Genomic DNA, 18,067 nt, shown 5'->3' on the forward strand with positions numbered 1-18,067 from the left:
CGTCAACCCATCCAAGCCCCGGGCCGCTACGAATCAGTTGCATGAAAAAGCTTGGATCCCGGACCAGAGGTACCGACAGCATGGCGGCGCTGGCAGGCGTGGTGTCGGCCGGCGTCGTGCTCGCCGTAGCGGAACTGATCGGCGCATTCTTCACTGCCAGGGCAACCCCGGTGTTTGCACTGGGATCCACCTTCATCGACTTCACGCCGCCCTGGATGAAGGACTTTGCGATCGCCACGTTCGGCACCAACGACAAGGCCGCCCTGTTCGTGGGCATGGGCGTAACCATCGCCGTGCTTGCCTGCGTACTGGGTGTGGTGGCCTACCGTAAGTGGGCCCTCGGCGTCCTGGGCGTGCTGTTCATGGGCGCAGTGATCGTGGCCTGCGTCCTGACCCGTGCAGGGGTGGGTTTCGCCGACGCCATCCCCTCGATCCTGGGAACCATCGCCGGGCTTCTGGTCCTGCGGCGCCTCATGGTGCCGTTGTGGGGGATGAAGGCGTGGCCGGAAGCTCCCGCGGACATGGCGGCCGACGCCGAAGTCCGCAACGGCAGTGCCGGCGTTGGCACCGCCGGGACCAGCCGCCGTCGTTTCTTTGCCGCTGCCGGAATCACCGCGGTGGCTGCCGGCATCGCCGCAACCGGTGGGCGGTTGCTCGGAGCCGCGCGCAACAACATAGCCGAGGCCCGGAACGCGCTGAAGCTCCCCGCGCCGGTCAAGGCCGCGCCTCCCGTGCCGGCCGGCGTCCAGTCACCGGTTGAGGGAGTCTTTCCATGGCTGACACCCAACAGCGAGTTCTACCGTATTGATACCGCCCTGAGTGTCCCGGAAATCAACGTTGATGACTGGCAGTTGCGGGTGCACGGAATGGTCGAGGAAGAGGTCACCCTCAGCTTCCAGGACCTGCTCGATGCCGAACTGATCGAATCGCATGTAACGCTGACCTGCGTGTCCAACCCTGTGGGCGGAAAGCTGGCAGGCAACGCCAAGTGGCTGGGTCTTCCCATCCGCGAGGTCCTGGCCAGGGCCAAACCCAAGGAAGGCGCGGACATGGTGCTTTCGAAATCCATCGACGGCTTCAGTGCTTCCACCCCGCTCGAGGTCCTTCAGGATGACCGCGATGCCATGCTGGCGATCGGCATGAACGGGGAGCCGCTTCCGGTGGAGCACGGATACCCTGTGCGGATGGTGGTTCCGGGGCTGTACGGGTTCGTTTCAGCCACTAAATGGGTGGTGGACCTTGAAGTCACCCGCTTCGCGGACAGTAAGGCGTACTGGACTGAGCGTGGCTGGTCGGAGCGCGGCCCCATCAAGACCATGGCACGTGTGGACGTACCCAAGTCCTTTGCAAAGTTCCCGGCAGGCAAGGTCGCCGTGGGTGGCAGTGCATGGGCGCAGACGCGGGGAATCACCAAGGTTGAAGTGCAGATCGACGACGGCGAGTGGGTCGAAGCAACCCTCTCCGACGAGGCATCCACAATTACTTGGCGCCAGTGGTCCTATGAATGGGATGCCACACCCGGGATCCATTACGTCAAGGCCCGCGCCACCGACGGTACCGGAGAAGTCCAAACGGAAAAGCGCGCAGATCCTGTACCTGACGGCGCCTCCGGCTGGCCGTCGGTGATGGTGACGGTGGAGTAGGTGCGGGTACTCGTCAACGAGCTATTCGGAGTGTCTGCTCATCCGTGACGATGCGGCCGGGAACCAAGAGATGGTTTCGGAAAGAGAAAGAGCCCGCTGGACAGCGGGCTCTTTCGTAATCTTTTGTCCGCGAGGGGAGGCCTAAGCCCACGAAACACGCGACTCGTGGTAATCACTTTAGGATAAATATGTGCCATATGCCAATTCAGCTGCACCGGCCGCGATTCACGCGTCCCTGTCCGGACCCCGCATGTCCACCTACCTTCAGGCCACCTCTGGAGACTCGAAAAGAGCGTTGGACCTCTACGGATGGAATGCTCGGGCGTCGGCAGCCCTGATGCTGCCAGCGCATTTCGCCGAAGTTATCGTTCGGAACGCTGTGTCTGATGCCTTGACCGGACTTTACGGTCCGGACTGGCCATGGAACCCAACGTTCGAGGGCAGCCTCCCAGGGGGGCCTCGTGGACGTTACAGTCCTCGGTGGGATTTGGTCTCGACCCGTACTAGCCAACCTACAACGGGCAAAGTCATCGCTGAATTGAAGTTCGTCTTCTGGCAGAAGATGTTCACCGCGCGTCATGACGAACGCCTTTGGGATCAAGCCATTTTATCCCTGTTCCCTCATGCATCAGCCAAGACCGCAGAGGCCTTGCGTGGACAGATCTATGCAGACTTGGATGCAATTCGTCTGCTCCGGAACCGTATCGCCCACCATGAACCAATCTTCAAACGACACCTCGCCGACGATCTGAAGAGAGTGGTCGAACTAGTGGACATGCGCTGCGCTGCCACCGCCGGCTGGGTCAGGGCCATCGAGACGGCAAGCACGGTCCTCCGCGAACGTCCCTGACTGCCTTCCGGCTACCTAGCGGTGCTCGCCCTGAAGGGCAGAGCCAAAAGCAATCTCTTCCGTGCGCGCAATTCCCCGCTCGATGGCCGCCTTGTCGATGCCCAGAAGCGTGGTGAGCCACATGCCGTTTTGCACGACGACGACGTCGTCTGCCCGGGCCTTGCATTCATCGGCGGAGAGCCCGGGAACTGCGTTTCCGATCAGTGCAGCCAGCCCCTGCAGGTACCGGTCAAAGGCTGCGGCGTTGATTTGTGCGAACTCCTCATCGGCCTGGGCGAGGGCCCACAAGTGAAGGCGAAGGGACAAATACCTCGTTGTCAGGAGTCCGGGGTCGGCAACGCGCCGAAGAGCCTCCCGCAGCTGCTCCTCGGGATTTGAAGCCGGTTCGGGCTCCACCAACAGAAGGTCGTGTTCCTCAATCTGGTGCAGCACCGCACGGATCAGGCTCGACTTGTCCTCGTAGTAGTAGTTCACAAGCCCCAGGGCGACGCCGGCTTCGCGCGCCACCGCACGCATGTTGATGCCCGAAATGCCGTGGCGGGACAGCAACTCCAGGGCTGCTTCGAGGATGCGTGTCTGCCTGTCAGCCTGTTCGCCGGTTTTTACGGTGCTTGTACCCATTCGGCCAGACTATTGCCAAACCCGGATCAGCGCATCCCGACCGCCTAGAGGTTTCTTTCCGCGTAGATACGCAGGGCATCCCGCACAAAAGCGGCCCCTGATTCCCCGCCGTAATTGGCGGCAAAACGCGGATCTGCCACATACATTTCGCCCAGGCCCGTGACGTAACCTTTGACGTCTCCGCCAGGTGCCGCCGTCGGGGTTCCCGGGATGCCGCGCAACCACTCGACGTGCCGTTTCGCGAGGTCCTGCGCTTCAGCGCTGTCCGGTGCGACGCCGGATTCGGCGGCCGCAATCCAGTCCGAGCCGAGCTGCCGGACACGGTCCTTCCATTGCTGCTTTTCTTCGGCGCTCATGCCGCGCCACCAGGAATCGCCGGCGGCGTAGGCATCCTTGCCCCAGCGTTCCTCGACTTCGTCCTTGTACTGCGTGTGGTCGAAGCCATCAAACATGTCCTGTGCCATGTACTTTCCATCCCCTTGCATCGTGTCGATTGTTTGCCGGACTGAGGCGATTTGCCGGGCAAGCCGGTCCCGCTCCTGGCCGAGCCATTCCAGATGGCTGCTCAGTGCTTTGACCGTGTCCGTCTCGCGATGGAGCACTTCGGCGATGGCCGGCAGGCCGAGCCCCAGTTCCCGGAGCAGGAGGATGCGCTGGAGCTGGACCAAGGCCGGACCGTCATAGTAGCGGTAGCCGTTATGGCCGGTCCGGCTTGGCTTGAGCAGCCCGATGTCGTCGTAGTGACGCAGTGTGCGGCTGGTAGTCCCTGCGATCCTTGCGATTTCCTGGATTGACCAGTCCATCTGTCCTCCGTCTCCTCCTTGTGCTTCGACATTAGAGGTTGACGTTACGTCAAGGTCAAGGGGATTGTGCCTGCCACTAGTCGGCCAGGATCAGGTAGAGCGCCCGGCGGGTTTCGTCCAGCTTCTCGATTGCGGCCCGGCGCTGTTCCTCCGTGGCCGCGCCGCGGAACTGGTGGATGACCCCCATCAGCTTGCCGATGCTCTGGTGGAACTCCTGCATGTTTCCGTCGGCCTCGGTATTCCAAGCGTTGGCGAGTTCTTCCTCATGCTCGGCAACGTAGGCGCGGCCGTCATCGGTGAGGGTGAATTCCGTCCGGCGCCCCTCGCCCACTGCCGTGATGAGCTCTTCATCAACCAGCTGCTGGAGGGTGGGGTAGACGGAGCCGGGGCTCGGGCGCCACGCTCCGGACGTCTTCTCGGCAATGGTCTTGATCAGGCCGTAGCCGTTGGACGGAGCCTCAGCGAGCAGGGAGAGGATTGCCGCGCGGACATCGCCGCGGTTACGGCGGGGGCCGCCCGGGCCGAACCCTCTCGGCCCGAATCCGCCGGGACCGAATCCGCCGGGGCCGAATCCCGGGCCAAAGCCTGGTCCGCGCCCTGGCCCGAAGCCGCCTCCGCCGTGCCCGCCCGGACCGCGACGGCCCTTACTGCGGTTGAAGCGGCTGCGGCCGTGGGGACCTTCGCCGTGTTCCGGGAAAGAGTTTTCTTCGTGATTGTGGATGCCTTTCATAACAGCATCGTCCTTTCGATAGTTGTCACCGAAGGAGTATCGGCGATAGTTAACGATATATCGGTAGCTATCGCAGTGTCAATGGAGGTGAGGGAGGGTTTGGTTGAAGGGCGCGGGAGGTGAGGGAGGGTTAAAGAACGACGGCGGGTGCGGACTTATCGCTAAGTCCGCACCCGCCGTCGTGGATGTCTTTAGTGGCGTCCCTGGAAGGCTGCGCCTACTTCCACCAGGTATCGAAGATCGTGACCGGCACCGTCCGCTTGTGGCGGGTCCGGAGATATTTCTGCTCGATCAGTTCCGCTGACGCCTGGTCGACGTCGCGGCCTTCAAGGTAGTCGTCGATCTGGTCGTAGGTAATGCCGAGCTCGTCCTCATCGGTGCGGCCGGGCTTGTTATCCAGGAGGTCGGCCGTGGGGACCTTCTCCCAGACGCGCGACGGAGCTCCGAGCTCGGCAAGGAGTGCGCGGTTCTGGCGTTTGTTGAGGCCGAACAGCGGCAGGATGTCCGCGCCGCCGTCGCCGAATTTAGTGAAGAAGCCCGTCACGGACTCGGCGCCGTGGTCGGTTCCGATCACCAGGTAGTTGTGTTCGCCGGCCAGTGCGTACTGGGCGATCATCCGTGCGCGCGCCTTGGTGTTGCCCTTGTGGAAGTCGGAGATCGGAGCGCCGGTGGTTTTCTCGAACTCGTCCTCGAAACCGTCAACAGCCCGGGAAATGTTGTAGGTCCATTCGGTCTTGGCCTTGATGAAGTCCAGTGCTGCCTGGGCGTCGTCCTCGTCGTGCTGCACGCCGTAGGGAAGACGGACAGCCACGAAGTTTGCATCGACACCTTCGGCCTCCAGTTCCTCCACTGCGAGCTGGGCGAGGCGGCCGGCCAACGACGAATCGATGCCGCCCGAAATGCCCAGGACAAAGCCTTTGGTTCCTGTTGCCTTCAAGTAATCCTTCAGGAAGGTGACCCGCTTGCGGATCTCCTCCGCAGGATCGATCCGGGGCTGGACGCCCATTTCCTCAATGATCTTGGCCTGGAGTTCGCGCATGTGTTCCACACTAGTCAGCATGGCTGCGGACGCTCAACCATATTGCACACATCCAGCCCACGTGTCAGCTAGTTGGGGGACACCGGCCCCGTTGACCCCCGCACGGTGAGATGGGTGGGCATGACCGCAAGGCGCCGGCTGGAGCCTGCGTGCAGGGGGTCGAGTTGCGCCAGGAGCATCGAAACGGCCACCCGCCCTGCCTGTTCAATCGGTGAAGCCATGGTGGTGAGCGGCGGATTGCAGAAGTCGGCGCCAAAGATGTCGTCGCAACCCACAATGCTCATGTCTTCCGGCACGCGGATCCCGCGTTCCCTGAGGCGCTGCAACATGCCGATGGCCAGCAGGTCGTTGAATACGATGCACGCCGTTGCCCCGGTGCGCGCCGCAGCGTCGGCTGCTGCTGCCCCGGAGGTCGTCTTAGGCGTGAAGGGCCCGACGCGGGACGTCGTCAGTCCCCTGTCGCGGCTTTCGTCTTCGAAGGTCTTCCAACGCTTGGCGTTCGACCATGACGACGCCGGACCACCGACGTAGCAGATCCTGGTGTGGCCCAGTGATGTCAGGTGCTCAAGCGCCTGGACGACGGCGCCCGGGGTGTCGATGACGACTGTGGGGGCATTGGCTGATGACCGGTTGATGGTGACGATTGCCTGCGACGTTGCCGCTTCGAGTATCTGGGCGTCGGTGAGGCGGGAGGCGGCCAGGATGAACCCGTCAGCTGTCCGCTGCATCTTCTGGAGCGTATCGGCCTCCATTTCCGCAGACTCTTCGGTGTCAACCAGCAACTGCGTGTAACCCGCTGCCTTGAGCTGGTTCTGGGTGCCCCGGATGATGTCGAAGTAGAACGGGTTGGTGACGTCGGGAACAAGGAGCGCGATTGCGTTGGTGCGCCCCGAGCTGAGTCCACGGGCTTGTGAACTGGGGACGTAGTTGAGCTCGGCAGCCACCTTTTCGATGCGTTCGCGGGTGGCCGTGTTGACGCGGTCGGGGTTGGACAGGGCCCGGGAGACAGTGGACGTGGCCACTCCCGCCAATGCGGCGACGTCCCGGATGGTGGGTGCGGATCCCCGCGCGTTTGTCTCAGCCATAGGAAGATTGCACCATTCATGGCAACTTTTGGCAACCGCTTGCCGCACCATTGCCGGACTCATAGACTCGATGCCGAAGCCCCTGTGACGTAGACCACTAACGGGCTGTGTATCCAAGGAGGAAACAATGAGGTTTGCACCATCAGCCAAACTTGCCGCCGTCGCTCTGACGGCGGCCCTGGCACTGACAGCGTGTGGGGGGAGCGACAACAGCAGCACGTCCAACAGCTCCGGGGGCGCCGTTGACGGAACGGGCAAGAAACTGAACATCCTGACCGGCGTCAACAACCAGTACCCCGAGCAGCAGAAGGAATGGTTCAAGGACATCGCCGCAAAGTTCAAGGCGAAGACCGGAGCCGACGTCGAGTTCGAGACCTTTGCTTCAGCCAACGATGAGCTGACCCGCATCCAGACTTCCGTTGTTTCCGGCCAGGGCCCGGACGTCTACAGCCTGGGCACCACCTTCACGCCCACCGCCTACGCCACCAAGGCCTTCGTGACGTTGTCGGAGGATGACTGGAAGAAGGTCGGCGGTAAGGACCGCTTCAACCCGGCCGCACTGGGCATTTCAGGTCCTGACTCCGAGCACCAGGCCGGCATCCCCTTCGTCAGCCGCCCGTTTGTCATGGCGTACAACAAGGACCTCCTCGCCGCCGCAGGAATCGAAAAGCCCGCAACCACTTGGGATGAGCTTGCCGAACAGGCCAAGAAGATGACCAACGCAGGCACCGGAACCTATGGCCTGGCAACCGGGTACAAGGACAACTTCGACCCGTGGAAGTTCATCTGGGCCATGTCCGTGCAGGCAGGAAACCCCCTGGTGGACGGCGACAAGCTGAAGATGGATGACCCCACCGTCAAGAAAGCGTACGAGACCTACTTCGGCTGGCTCACCAAGGACAAGGTAGTGGATCCGGCAGCCATCGGTTGGAGCAACAGCAACGCGGTAGCGGCGTTCGCGTCCGGCAAGGCCGGATACCTGATGATGACCACATCCAGTTCGATCCCCACCCTGGACAAGTCAGCCATCGCCGGTAAGTACGCCTACTCCATCATGCCCACTACGGCTCCCGGGGAATCTTCCCCCAAGGGCGACGGCGACAAGGCCGCGAGCATCCTCTCCGGCGACAACGTAGTGGTTGCCGACTACTCCCAGCAGAAGGACCTTGCGTTCGCCTACATCGAGCTGATCACCTCCAAGGAAGAGCAGCTGAACTACCAGAAGATCTTCGGTGAGCTCCCTGCGAATGCCGAGGCGCTCGCGTCCCTGACTGATCCCAAACTGCAGCCCATCGCCGATGCCGCAAGCAAGTCGAAGGCAACCCCCTTCACAGGCGCCTGGGGCGATATCCAGCTGGGCCTCCTGAACGTCACCGTCCAGTCCATTCCGGACCTGGCCAAGGGCTCTGTAGATAACGGCGCACTGGAGACACGGCTGAAGGATGCACAGTCCAAGGGCCAGGCCTCCCTCGACCGGGCCGCAAAGTCCTAGGCAGGGTTTCCCATGTCCACTGATTCCTTCAGGGAAATGAAAACCGTGGCTGGTCCGGCTGCCCGCGGGCAGCTGGCCCGGTCCGGGCCGACAGAACCAGCGCTCGACGCCGGTGCCTCACCAAACGCAGGCACAGGAGCCACCCAGCCGGCCGGCAATGGCCGGAAACCCGCCCGTCGCAAGGGCCTGAGTGAGCGCAACCGTCCACTGTGGATGCTGATCCCCGGCGGCGTCCTGATGTTCGTCATCATCGTGGTCCCGCTGTTCCTGGGCATCTACATGTCGGCGCTCAACCTCGACCAATACTCACTGCGCAAATGGGTCAGCGCACCGTTCATTGGTGTCGACAACTTTGTGGAGGCCCTGACTGATTCACCGCTGCTCCACTCGGTGTGGTTGAGCGTCAGCTACTCCCTGATCGCCATGGTGGTCACGTTGCCGTTGGGGATCGCCGCGGCCGTAGCCACGCAGAATGCCTTCAAGGGCCGCGCGCTGGTCCGTTCGATCTTCCTGATCCCGTACGTGTTGCCCTCCTTCGTGGTGGCAACGGTGTGGCGGACCATGTTCCAGCCGGACGGAGTGGTCAACTCGGCGCTGGGTGTCTTTGGCATGGACGGTGGATTGTGGCTCAACGGACCGCAAACGTATTGGACGCTGATCCTGGTCCAGATCTGGGCTTCCTGGCCGTTCATCTACCTGCTGGCCCTTTCCGGCCTGCAATCCGTGGACCACGAGGTACACGAGGCCTCCGCCTTGGACGGAGCGCTGTGGTGGAAGAAGCTGCGGTACGTCATCTTCCCCTATCTCAAGGGGCCGCTGGCACTCGCCTTCCTGATCGGCATGCTCCATCACATCAACAACTTCACGCTCCCGTTCGTGCTGTTCGGGGTCCCGGCGCCGTCCGACGTCGAAGTGCTTCCGATCCTCACCTACGTCACCAGCTTCCAGAGCTTCCGCTTCGGCCTCAGCGCCGCCATGGCGTTCGTGTCCTTGGTGCTGATCGCCATTCCGCTGTTCATCTACCTGCGCGCCGTCAAACTGGACGACGCCGAGACGCCGGGAGGCAAGAAGTGAGCGCATCAACCACCTCGGTCCGCGGCACGTCGCGCGGAGTCCCGGCCGGAACCACGTTCCGCCCCGGTTCCCGGCGGCAGCACGAAGTAACCCGTCTCCTGCCCGGCCCCATGCTGGCGATCATCCTGACAGTCCTGAGTGCCATCGTCCTGATCCCCGTGGCCTATATCTTCCTGGCCTCGGTCAACTCTGACATCGGCGTGGCAAATGGTGAGTTCTGGCCTTCCACGTTCTCCCTGGAGAACTACACCAAGATCTGGTCCAGCGTGGGCCTGGCGAAGGGCCTCGGCAACAGTGTCCTGGTCGCGGGAGCCACTGCGGTGGTTTCGGCTGCGATGTCCGTCTCCATTGCCTATGTCCTGGTCCGCTACCAGTTCCGTGGCCGGCTCTCCATCCTCCGTGGACTTCTTGCCCTGCAGTCGGTCCCGGGAACCCTGATGGTCCTTCCGGTCTTCGTGCTCTTTTCCTCGGCCGCCAGCTACCTTGGCGTCCAGGTGATCGGTACGCAGTGGGGACTGTTCATCACCTACCTGACGTTCGCGATGCCTTTCTCCACCTGGGTGATGGTCACCTATCTGCGTGGGCTGCCACGCGAACTGGAAGAGGCTGCAAGGATCGACGGCGCCAGCAACCTGGGCGTCCTGGTCCGGATCATCCTTCCACTCAGCTGGCCCGGAATTGTGGTCTCGGGGATCTTTGCCTTCCTGCTCGGCTGGAACGATGTCCTGTTCGCCTCGGTGATGACCCGGCCCGACAGCCAGACGGCAGCAGTGGCCCTCCAGGTCTTCGGAGCCTCGCAGGAGGGTGGAGCCATTCCCCTGTACGGGCAAATGATGGCGGCCTCGCTCGTTTGTGCGGCGCCCGTCGTGATTCTCTACCTGATTTTCCAACGTTACCTAGTGGGCGGTCTCACCGCCGGAGGAGTTAAGTAGCAATGACCGGTCCAGCAACAGTCCAGTGGACGCTTTCGGGCTTCGGAGACGAGATCGACGACGACCCGGTCCTGCAGATCGCGGTGCTCCAGGCTTTGGGCGCGAACCACATCGAAGTCCGCAGTGCATGGGGGACCAACATCGTGGACCTTGATCCCGAACAGTTGGCGGAACTAAAGAAGCTCCTGGATGCGGCAGGCATGGGAGTTTCGGCGATTGCTTCCCCCATCGGCAAGGTGGACGTGACGCTGCCGGTGGAACACGAGGTTGAACGCCTTCGCCGTGCAGCCAACGCAGCGCAAGTTCTCGGCTCCCGCTACATCCGCATCTTCTCCTTCTACTACGGAGAAGGCGTGGACGTGGACAGCATCCGGGACGATGTCATCGAGCGGATGCGTGCTCTGGCCGACGTCGCTGAACACTCCGGAGTGGTACTCCTGCACGAGAACGAGAAGGACATTTTCGGAGACACCCCCGATCGTGTGCTCGACATCATCGAGTCCGTGAACTCGCCGGCTTTGAAAGTCGCGTGGGATCCGGCCAACTTCGTCCAGGTGGGCGTCAAGCCCTTCGACGAGGGCTACGCCAAACTCCGCCCCCACCTCGAGTACCTGCAGGTCAAAGACGCACGGTTCGCGGACGGCGTCGTGGTTCCTGCCGGTGAGGGCGACGGCGATCTGCTCCGCACCGTGGAGGCGTTGAAAGCTGACGGCTTCGAAGGATTCGCGAGCCTTGAACCACATCTGGCCGGAGCCCATGGCCTGGGCGGTTTTTCGGGACCGACCGCTTTCGGGATGGCCGCCCGGGCCTTTGCCAAAGTCGTTAACGAAGCAGGAGTGGAAACCAAGTGAGCACCGAAACGTCCAACCCCATCCTCAACGTCGCCATTGCCGGCTGCGGCACTATCGGGCGCACCCATGCGGCATCCGTCGCCGAAATCGGTGATCTGCAGGTCACGGCCCTGGTGGATGAGATCGCGGAAGCTGCAGACGCGCTGGCCCAGCACATAGAAGACCAGGGGGCGGCACGGCCGGCCACGTTCCGGAGTCTGGACGAAGCTTTCGCAGGTGCCGACGTCGATCTTGTCATCATTGCTACCCCCAGCGGACTGCACATCGAGCAGGCTTTGGAGGTACTCAACGCCGGCAAGCACGTGGTGATCGAAAAGCCCCTGGACGTGAACCTCAACCGCGCCGACGAAATCCTCGCTGCAGCGAAAGCAGCGGAAGAGAAGGGACTTGTAGCCAGCGTCATCAGCCAGCACCGCTTTGATCCCGCGAGCATCGTGGTGGACGAAGCCAATCGTGCGGGGCGCTTCGGCCGGCTGACATCGGCCATCGCCTCCGTGAGCTGGTACCGCAGCCAGGGCTACTACGACTCCGGCGCCTGGCGTGGCACCTGGGCCATGGACGGGGGAGGTGCAGTGATGAACCAGGGCGTCCACACCGTCGATCTCCTGCTGTGGTTCCTGGGCACCCCGGTCGAAATCAGTGCCAAAACGGCCCTCCTGGCACACACCGGCGTTGAAGTCGAGGACACCGCGGTGGCCACCGTGACCTTTGAATCGGGTGCCCTCGCAGTACTTCACGCCACCACCGCCGCCTACCCGGGACTGAGCGTCAGGCTGCAGGTCATGGGCAGCATGGGATCAGCCGTCATCGACAGCGACAACCTCCAGTTCTTCCACACTGCGGCCTCAGAAGAAGAGACACAGAGCGGACCGATGGGGATGCCCGGCGCCAGCAACCAGGCTGAGGCGGAACTGGCCAGGTTCGCGGACCCGGCACCGCAAGCAAAGCTCGACCCAACCCTCTATCCCGCCGGCCACATCCGCCAATACCGGGACGTGGTGGACGCCATCAGGAACGGCCGGCCGGCAGGCGTCACCATCCAGGATGCCGTCACGGCATTGGCCACGGTACGCGCGCTGTACGTTTCGGCCACGCTTGGCCGCCCCGTGCTCATCGCCGACGTGGTTGCGGGCAAGTACAACGACGTTGAGGTGCGCACCGGCAACGGCCACTTTGAGGAGGTCACGGCATGAAATTCTCGGTCTTCACGGCCTCCACACCGGAATGGTCACCGCAGGAAGCTGCGACGGAGCTGGCGGCCCAGGGCTGGCACGGCATCGAATGGCGGGTCACCGACCAGGCTGATTCGCCCGAACCCGGCTTCTGGGCAGGGAACAGGGCCACCTGGCCCATGACCGGCCTTGAGGATTCGCTGCCGGAGATTGCCCGGATCACCACGGATGCCGGCTTGGAGTACTCCGGCTTGGGCGGTTACGCCCGCTGCGACAATCACGACGGCGTGGAGCGCGTTCTTGCCGCCACCGCCGCTTTGGGCGCACGCCAGGTCCGGGTCAACGTCCTGCCGCTCGGGAACTCCACCATGGGGGGCGGCGAGCCCAGCGGCCTGTCCTACCCTGAGCTGTTTGCGGCCACCCGGGAACACTACGAGTGGGTGGCCGAACGCGCCGCGCACCATGGCGTCAAGGCACTCGTGGAGCTGCACCACGGCACGGTGACGGCCTCGGCATCATCGGCCCGCAGGCTCCTGGAAGGCCTGGACCCGCAGCACGTTGGGGTCATCCATGACCTGGGCAACCTGTTGATCGAAGGCTGGGAATCACCTTTGCCCGCCCTGCAGTTGCTCGGCCCGTATCTTGCCCACATCCACGTCAAGAATGCCCGGTGGATCCGTACGGAGGAACGTGACGAAGCCGGAGCTGCTGTTTGGGTGAATGAGTGGGCGCCGCTGGCCGAGGGGCAGGGGAGCGTCCTTGGCTACTTCAAAGCCTTGGCCGAGGTGGGCTACGACGAATGGGTAACAGTAGAGGACTTCTCCACGGATGTCCCGCTCCCTGAACGCACCGCCGGAAACCTGCAGTACCTGCGCCGGGTAGCAGAGCTGGCCGGACTGTCAGTTCCTGCCAGCGCCGATCTCTCCGCCGGTTCCATCCCGAAAGGCTGACCATGTCCCATTCCCTTGCCACCCATCCCGACCGCCTCCTTCCAGCGGATCCGGGGACGCGCAGCATCGCGCGTTCCTTGCTGGGGCGTGTCCAGGACCTGCCCATCATTTCCCCGCATGGCCACGTGGACGCGGCAGTGATCGAACAGAACACGCCGTTCCCTGATCCCGCGGCATTGCTGGTCACCCCGGACCACTACGTGACGCGACTGATTCATGCTTCCGGTGTTCCGCTGGAAAAGCTGCAGCCGCAGGCAGGGGCGCGCAGTATCTGGCGGTCCTTCTGTGAGGCGTGGCCCTTGTTCGATGGCACCGCCTCCGGGTACTGGCTGCGGACGCAGTTCGAGTCGGTTTTTGGGTGGCAGGGGGAGTTGTCCGCGGAGACCGCGGACGCGAGCTTCGATGCCATTTCCGCCAAGCTGGTGGAGCCCGGGTTCCGTCCCCGGGAATTGTTCAAGGACTTCAATATTGAGGTCCTCGCCACCACCGATGATCCCCTTGACTCGTTGGACAGCCATGCCGCCTTGGCCGCTGATCCGTCCTTCCACGGCCGCGTGCTGCCGACTTTCCGCCCGGACGCGTATATCAACATCGCGCACCCGGCGTGGGCGGCCAACGTCGATCGGCTCATTGCCGAAGCGTCCGACGGCGGCACAGGCTACCGGGGATACCTCACCGCCCTGGAGAATCGCCGTCGTTATTTCGTGGATCACGGGGCAGTGTCCGCAGATCATGGCGTGAGGACACCGGCAACCCTGAAACTGGACGAGGCCGAAGCGGAGGCCCTGTTCGACAAGGCCCGTGCCGGCCTCGCCACGGCCTTGGACCGTGATGCCTTCGAAGCCCACATGATGTACCAGATGGCAAGGATGTCGGTGGAGGACGGGCTGGTGATGACCATCCATCCAGGCTCCTTCCGGAACCACCACCAGCCCACGTTCGAAGCCTTCGGCGCCGACACGGGCCACGACATCCCGTTCGCCGTCAATTACACCGAAGCGGTCCGGCCGTTGCTGCAGGACTTCGGCACTGCCAAGGACTTCCATTTGGTGTTGTTCACGCTCGATGAGACCGTCTTCTCCCGCGAACTCGCACCACTGGCAGGCTTTTACCCCTCGGTCTACATCGGGGCGCCCTGGTGGTTCCTTGACGCCCCGGATGCCATGCTCCGGTTCCGCTCAGCCGTCACGGAAACCGCAGGCTTCTCCAGGTCATCCGGGTTCATCGATGACACCCGCGCCTTCTGCTCCATCCCCGCCCGGCACGACGCCTCACGACGGATCGAGGCCTCGTTCCTGGCACGGCTCGTTGCCGAGCACCGCATCAGTGAGGACCGCGCACACGAGCTGATTGTCGACGTCGTCGATTCTTCCCCGCGAAGGGTCTTCAAACTGTGAGTGCCCAGACGACCCCGCGGCTCAGCCGCGCCAGCGCGTTTCCGGGGCAAGCCACACCGCCGGTCCGGATAGTGCACCTTGGCCTGGGGGCGTTTCACCGCTCCCACCAGGCCTGGTACACCCATCACGCCGGCGATGCCGCTGACTGGGGCATCGCGGCCTTCACCGGACGCAGGCCCGACGCGGCTGACCTGCTGGCCGGGCAGGACGGTGTATTCACTGTGGTGGAGCGCTCGGGCGCGGGCGACACCTTCGAGGTCATCGGCAGCATTGTGGAAGCCGTGGATGGTTCCGACATCGGGCGGCTGGCCGGGCTTCTGGCAGCACCCGCCACGGTTGTGGTCACGCTGACCATCACGGAAGCGGCGTATGCGGCGGTTGGCGCGGAAACGCCGCTGGCCCGTCTGGTCACGGCGCTCGCTGCCCGCAAGGACGCCGACGCCGGTCCGATCGCCGTGGTCAGCTGCGACAACCTTGCGGAAAACGGCCTGGTTGCCGGGAAGGCGGTGCGGGCCCTCGCAGAGGCGACTGACCCGGCCCTGGGCGAATGGATCAATGCCAACGTGAGCTTTGTCGGTACCTCCGTGGACCGGATCACGCCGCGCACCACTCCGGAGGACCTTGCGGAAGTGGCCGAACAGTGCGGCTACCGGGATGAGGCCGCCGTGGTGGCTGAACCCTTCCACAACTGGATCCTCAGCGGTGACTTTCCGGGCGGCCGTCCTCGGTGGGAGGATGCCGGCGCGGTTTTCGTGGACGACATTGAGCCCTACGAAAACCGTAAGCTCTGGCTCCTCAACGGCGCGCACTCAATCCTTGCCTATGCTGGCTTGGTCCGGGGCCACACAACCGTGGCAGAAGCGCTGTCCGACGGGACCTGCAGGGCCGCCGTGGAGGCATTTTGGGATGAAGCATCCCGCCATCTGCCCGGCGAAGGCCTGGATATTCCCGGATACCGCAGGGCCCTCCTGGACCGCTTTGGCAACTCGCGGATTGCCCATCATCTGGCGCAGATTGCCATGGACGGAACCACCAAATTGCGTATGCGCGCCCTGCCTGTCCTGGCCGCTGAACGTGCCCTTGGCCGTTCAGGAGACGGCGCTGCCCGCATGATCGCGGCCTGGGCCGCGTACTTGTCCGCGGCTGAAGACTTCCAGGACCCCCTGGCAGACGACATCAAAACCGCAAAGACGCTCGACGGCGAACAACGCACCGCTGCGCTGCTGGCACTCCTCAGCCCAGGGCTGGCCGGGGACAGTGCCTTGGTTTCCCATGTTCACCGGCAGCAAGACGCCATCGCCGCTGCCCGCACCCACGCATAGCCATTGGAAGGAATGCCACACCATGAAAATCGTTGCCGCTGAAGTCTTCGTGACCAGCCCGTCCCGCAACTTCGTCACCCTGCGCATCACCACCGAGGACGGTGTGACGGGCATCGGGGACGCGACGCTCAACGGCCGTGAACTCGCCGTTGCCGCGTACCTGAAGGAACACGTCGCGCAGCTTCTGATCGGTAAGGACCCGCACCGGATCGAGGACACCTGGCAGTTCCTGTACCGCAGCTCCTACTGGCGCCGTGGCCCCGTCACCATGGCGGCGATTGCCGCCGTCGACATGGCTCTGTGGGACATCAAGGGCAAGGTCGCCGGGATGCCGGTCTACCAACTGCTGGGCGGGGCTTCCCGTAATGGGCTGCGCGCTTACGGCCATGCTTCGGGGGCGGACATTCCGTCGCTGTTCGACTCGGTCCGGGAGCACTTGGAGTTGGGCTACAAGTCCATCCGTATCCAGACCGCGATCCCCGGTATCAAGGCCGTCTACGGTGTGGCCGCGCAGGCGCAAGCCTCTGGCGAGCGTTACGACTACGAGCCCGCCGGACGCGGTGCCTTCCCGCAGGAAGAGGACTGGGACACCCGCGCGTACCTCCGCCACCTGCCCACCGTTTTTGAAGCGGTGCGCAACGAGTTCGGTCCGGAAATCCCGCTGCTGCACGACGGCCACCACCGCATGACCCCCATCCAGGCCGCCAAACTCGGCAAGGCCCTGGAGCCTTACGACCTTTTCTGGCTGGAGGACTGCACTCCTGCCGAGAACCAGGAAGGCCTGCGCCTGGTCCGGCAGCACACCACCACCCCGCTGGCCATTGGCGAAATCTTCAATACCGTGTGGGACTACCAGACCCTCATCAAGGAACAGCTGATCGACTACGTGCGGGCGGCCTCCACCCACTTCGGTGGCATCTCACCGCTGAAGAAGGTCATGGACTTCGCTGCGCAGTACCAGATCAAGTCCGGCTTCCACGGCCCCACGGACATTTCCCCGGTGGGCTTCGCCGCGCAGCTGCATGTGGGCCTGGCCATCCACAACTACGGCATCCAGGAATACATGCAGCACTCGGACAAGACCAACGAGGTCTTCCAGCAGTCCATGACCTTCAAGGACGGCTACCTGCACCCCGGCGACAACCCCGGCATCGGCGTCGAATTCAATGAGGAGGCCGCTGCCGCATTCCCGTACCAGCAGGCCTACCTGCCCTACAACCGCCTCGTGGACGGCACCGTTCATGACTGGTAAACCTCTGTCCCGTGCGAGCGCCTATCACCACATCGTGGTGATGGGCGTCGCAGGCTGCGGAAAGAGCACCGTGGGTGCGGCCCTCGCCGAACGCCTCGGCGCTGGATTCCTCGACGGCGATTCGCTGCACCCGCAGGCGAACATCGACAAGATGGCAGCGGGTACCCCGCTGAACGACGACGACCGCGCACCATGGCTGGCCGAGATCGGCAGGCGATTCCCGGCGTCGGAATCTTCTCTTGTCATCGCGTGCAGCGCGCTAAAGCGCTCCTATCGGGACATCATCCGCAGCGCCGACCCGTCCGTGGTCTTCGTGCACCTGCAAGGGACGCGCGAACTGCTGGACGCCCGGATGAAGGCGCGGCCCGGGCACTTCATGCCGCCTTCGTTGCTGGACTCCCAACTGGCCACGCTGGAAATCTTGCAGAATGACGAAGCCGGGGTAGTGGTGGACATCGCACAGCCCGTCGAGGACATCGTGAATGAGGTGGACTCAGCGCTGGCTGGCCTGGATACCCCAACAACGGAGCGCGTCTGAATCGCCATTGTCCTTCCCTGCCACCGCGGAGCAACACCTCAAACCCGGCATCGCCCACCAGGCGGTGCCGGGTTTTGTTGTTCCGGAGAGTGACGCGGGTCATTGTGAACGCTAACAACGTTGTAAATCAAGACTTTGGCGAAGGGGCGCCGCCTGCAACCAATTCGTGATCTACAGCACTTGACCCCGGGTATTGTTAGCGTTCACAATGGCATTCGCAATACCTTTTCAATGGCTTGTGCAGCCCCCAGCACGCAGGCCACATCCAGCTTCACCGTGCCGGACGCGCAGATGCTCCGGCTGCATCAGAGTTCGC

At 63.4% G+C, this 18,067-nt stretch carries 17 protein-coding genes; 12 read left to right on the plus strand and 5 right to left on the minus strand.

The features are described 5' to 3' along the window. The first annotated feature begins 41 nt into the window (after positions 1–41). Complete coding sequence (locus AB4Y81_RS16585) at positions 42–1,643, plus strand: molybdopterin-dependent oxidoreductase (RefSeq protein WP_026267410.1); 1,602 nt, start codon at positions 42–44, stop codon at positions 1,641–1,643. Between the two features lie 538 nt (positions 1,644–2,181). Beyond that, on the plus strand, positions 2,182–2,493 hold the full coding sequence (locus AB4Y81_RS16590) for a hypothetical protein (protein WP_200888217.1): 312 nt from the start codon (positions 2,182–2,184) through the stop codon (positions 2,491–2,493). 15 nt (positions 2,494–2,508) lie between these two features. On the opposite strand, the gene AB4Y81_RS16595 is transcribed toward AB4Y81_RS16590, so the two are convergent. The 5 genes from AB4Y81_RS16595 to AB4Y81_RS16615 form a co-directional block, all read right to left on the minus strand. Then, complete coding sequence (locus AB4Y81_RS16595) at positions 2,509–3,114, minus strand: TetR/AcrR family transcriptional regulator (protein ID WP_039239464.1); 606 nt, start codon at positions 3,112–3,114, stop codon at positions 2,509–2,511. 44 nt (positions 3,115–3,158) lie between these two features. Continuing rightward, positions 3,159–3,917 carry a MerR family transcriptional regulator gene (locus tag AB4Y81_RS16600; protein ID WP_434327948.1) on the minus strand — a complete coding sequence of 253 codons (759 nt, stop codon included), beginning with the start codon at positions 3,915–3,917 and terminating at the stop codon, positions 3,159–3,161. A gap of 76 nt (positions 3,918–3,993) precedes the next feature. Then, a complete protein-coding gene (locus AB4Y81_RS16605; RefSeq protein WP_018779468.1) occupies positions 3,994–4,647 on the minus strand; it encodes a PadR family transcriptional regulator in 654 nt (217 codons plus the stop codon). A 217-nt stretch (positions 4,648–4,864) separates the two neighbouring features. Further along, positions 4,865–5,686 (minus strand): ammonia-dependent NAD(+) synthetase, encoded by an 822-nt coding sequence (nadE, locus tag AB4Y81_RS16610; RefSeq protein WP_018779467.1) that lies wholly within the window; start codon positions 5,684–5,686, stop codon positions 4,865–4,867. A gap of 68 nt (positions 5,687–5,754) precedes the next feature. Continuing rightward, entirely contained in the window at positions 5,755–6,771 is a 1,017-nt protein-coding gene (locus AB4Y81_RS16615; RefSeq protein ID WP_441996291.1) for a LacI family DNA-binding transcriptional regulator, read from the minus strand. 127 nt (positions 6,772–6,898) lie between these two features. On the opposite strand from AB4Y81_RS16615, the gene AB4Y81_RS16620 reads away from it, so the two are divergent. From AB4Y81_RS16620 to AB4Y81_RS16665, 10 genes are read left to right on the plus strand one after another with little or no spacing between them, the layout of a single operon-like run. Continuing rightward, positions 6,899–8,263, plus strand: a complete 1,365-nt coding sequence (locus AB4Y81_RS16620) for an ABC transporter substrate-binding protein (protein ID WP_055973789.1) — start codon at positions 6,899–6,901, stop codon at positions 8,261–8,263. Positions 8,264–8,275: 12 nt separating this feature from the next. Beyond that, positions 8,276–9,337, plus strand: a complete 1,062-nt coding sequence (locus AB4Y81_RS16625) for a carbohydrate ABC transporter permease (RefSeq protein ID WP_039239471.1) — start codon at positions 8,276–8,278, stop codon at positions 9,335–9,337. Beyond that, positions 9,334–10,269, plus strand: a complete 936-nt coding sequence (locus tag AB4Y81_RS16630; RefSeq protein WP_018779463.1) for a carbohydrate ABC transporter permease — start codon at positions 9,334–9,336, stop codon at positions 10,267–10,269. The genes AB4Y81_RS16625 and AB4Y81_RS16630 overlap by 4 nt, the downstream gene beginning before the upstream one ends. 2 nt (positions 10,270–10,271) lie before the next feature. Continuing rightward, positions 10,272–11,120, plus strand: coding sequence for a sugar phosphate isomerase/epimerase family protein (locus AB4Y81_RS16635; RefSeq protein ID WP_079582481.1), 849 nt, complete (start codon positions 10,272–10,274; stop codon positions 11,118–11,120). Next, complete coding sequence (locus AB4Y81_RS16640; RefSeq protein ID WP_018779461.1) at positions 11,117–12,313, plus strand: Gfo/Idh/MocA family protein; 1,197 nt, start codon at positions 11,117–11,119, stop codon at positions 12,311–12,313. Before AB4Y81_RS16635 ends, AB4Y81_RS16640 begins: the two co-directional genes overlap by 4 nt. After that, the gene (locus AB4Y81_RS16645; protein ID WP_018779460.1) at positions 12,310–13,242 is read left to right on the plus strand and encodes a sugar phosphate isomerase/epimerase family protein; all 933 of its coding nucleotides are present in this window, start codon (positions 12,310–12,312) and stop codon (positions 13,240–13,242) included. The genes AB4Y81_RS16640 and AB4Y81_RS16645 overlap by 4 nt, the downstream gene beginning before the upstream one ends. A gap of 2 nt (positions 13,243–13,244) precedes the next feature. Next, positions 13,245–14,639 (plus strand): glucuronate isomerase, encoded by a 1,395-nt coding sequence (gene uxaC / locus AB4Y81_RS16650; RefSeq protein ID WP_193590784.1) that lies wholly within the window; start codon positions 13,245–13,247, stop codon positions 14,637–14,639. Then, positions 14,636–15,961, plus strand: a complete 1,326-nt coding sequence (locus tag AB4Y81_RS16655; RefSeq protein WP_189076699.1) for a mannitol dehydrogenase family protein — start codon at positions 14,636–14,638, stop codon at positions 15,959–15,961. Before uxaC ends, AB4Y81_RS16655 begins: the two co-directional genes overlap by 4 nt. 22 nt (positions 15,962–15,983) lie before the next feature. Then, positions 15,984–17,213 (plus strand): D-mannonate dehydratase ManD, encoded by a 1,230-nt coding sequence (gene manD, locus AB4Y81_RS16660; RefSeq protein ID WP_039239482.1) that lies wholly within the window; start codon positions 15,984–15,986, stop codon positions 17,211–17,213. Further along, a complete protein-coding gene (locus AB4Y81_RS16665; RefSeq protein WP_416429985.1) occupies positions 17,203–17,751 on the plus strand; it encodes a gluconokinase in 549 nt (182 codons plus the stop codon). Before manD ends, AB4Y81_RS16665 begins: the two co-directional genes overlap by 11 nt. Positions 17,752–18,067: the final 316 nt, after the last annotated feature.

The sequence above is a fragment of the Paenarthrobacter sp. TAF1 genome, assembly GCF_052113825.1.
Taxonomy (GTDB): Bacteria; Actinomycetota; Actinomycetes; order Actinomycetales; family Micrococcaceae; genus Arthrobacter; species Arthrobacter nicotinovorans.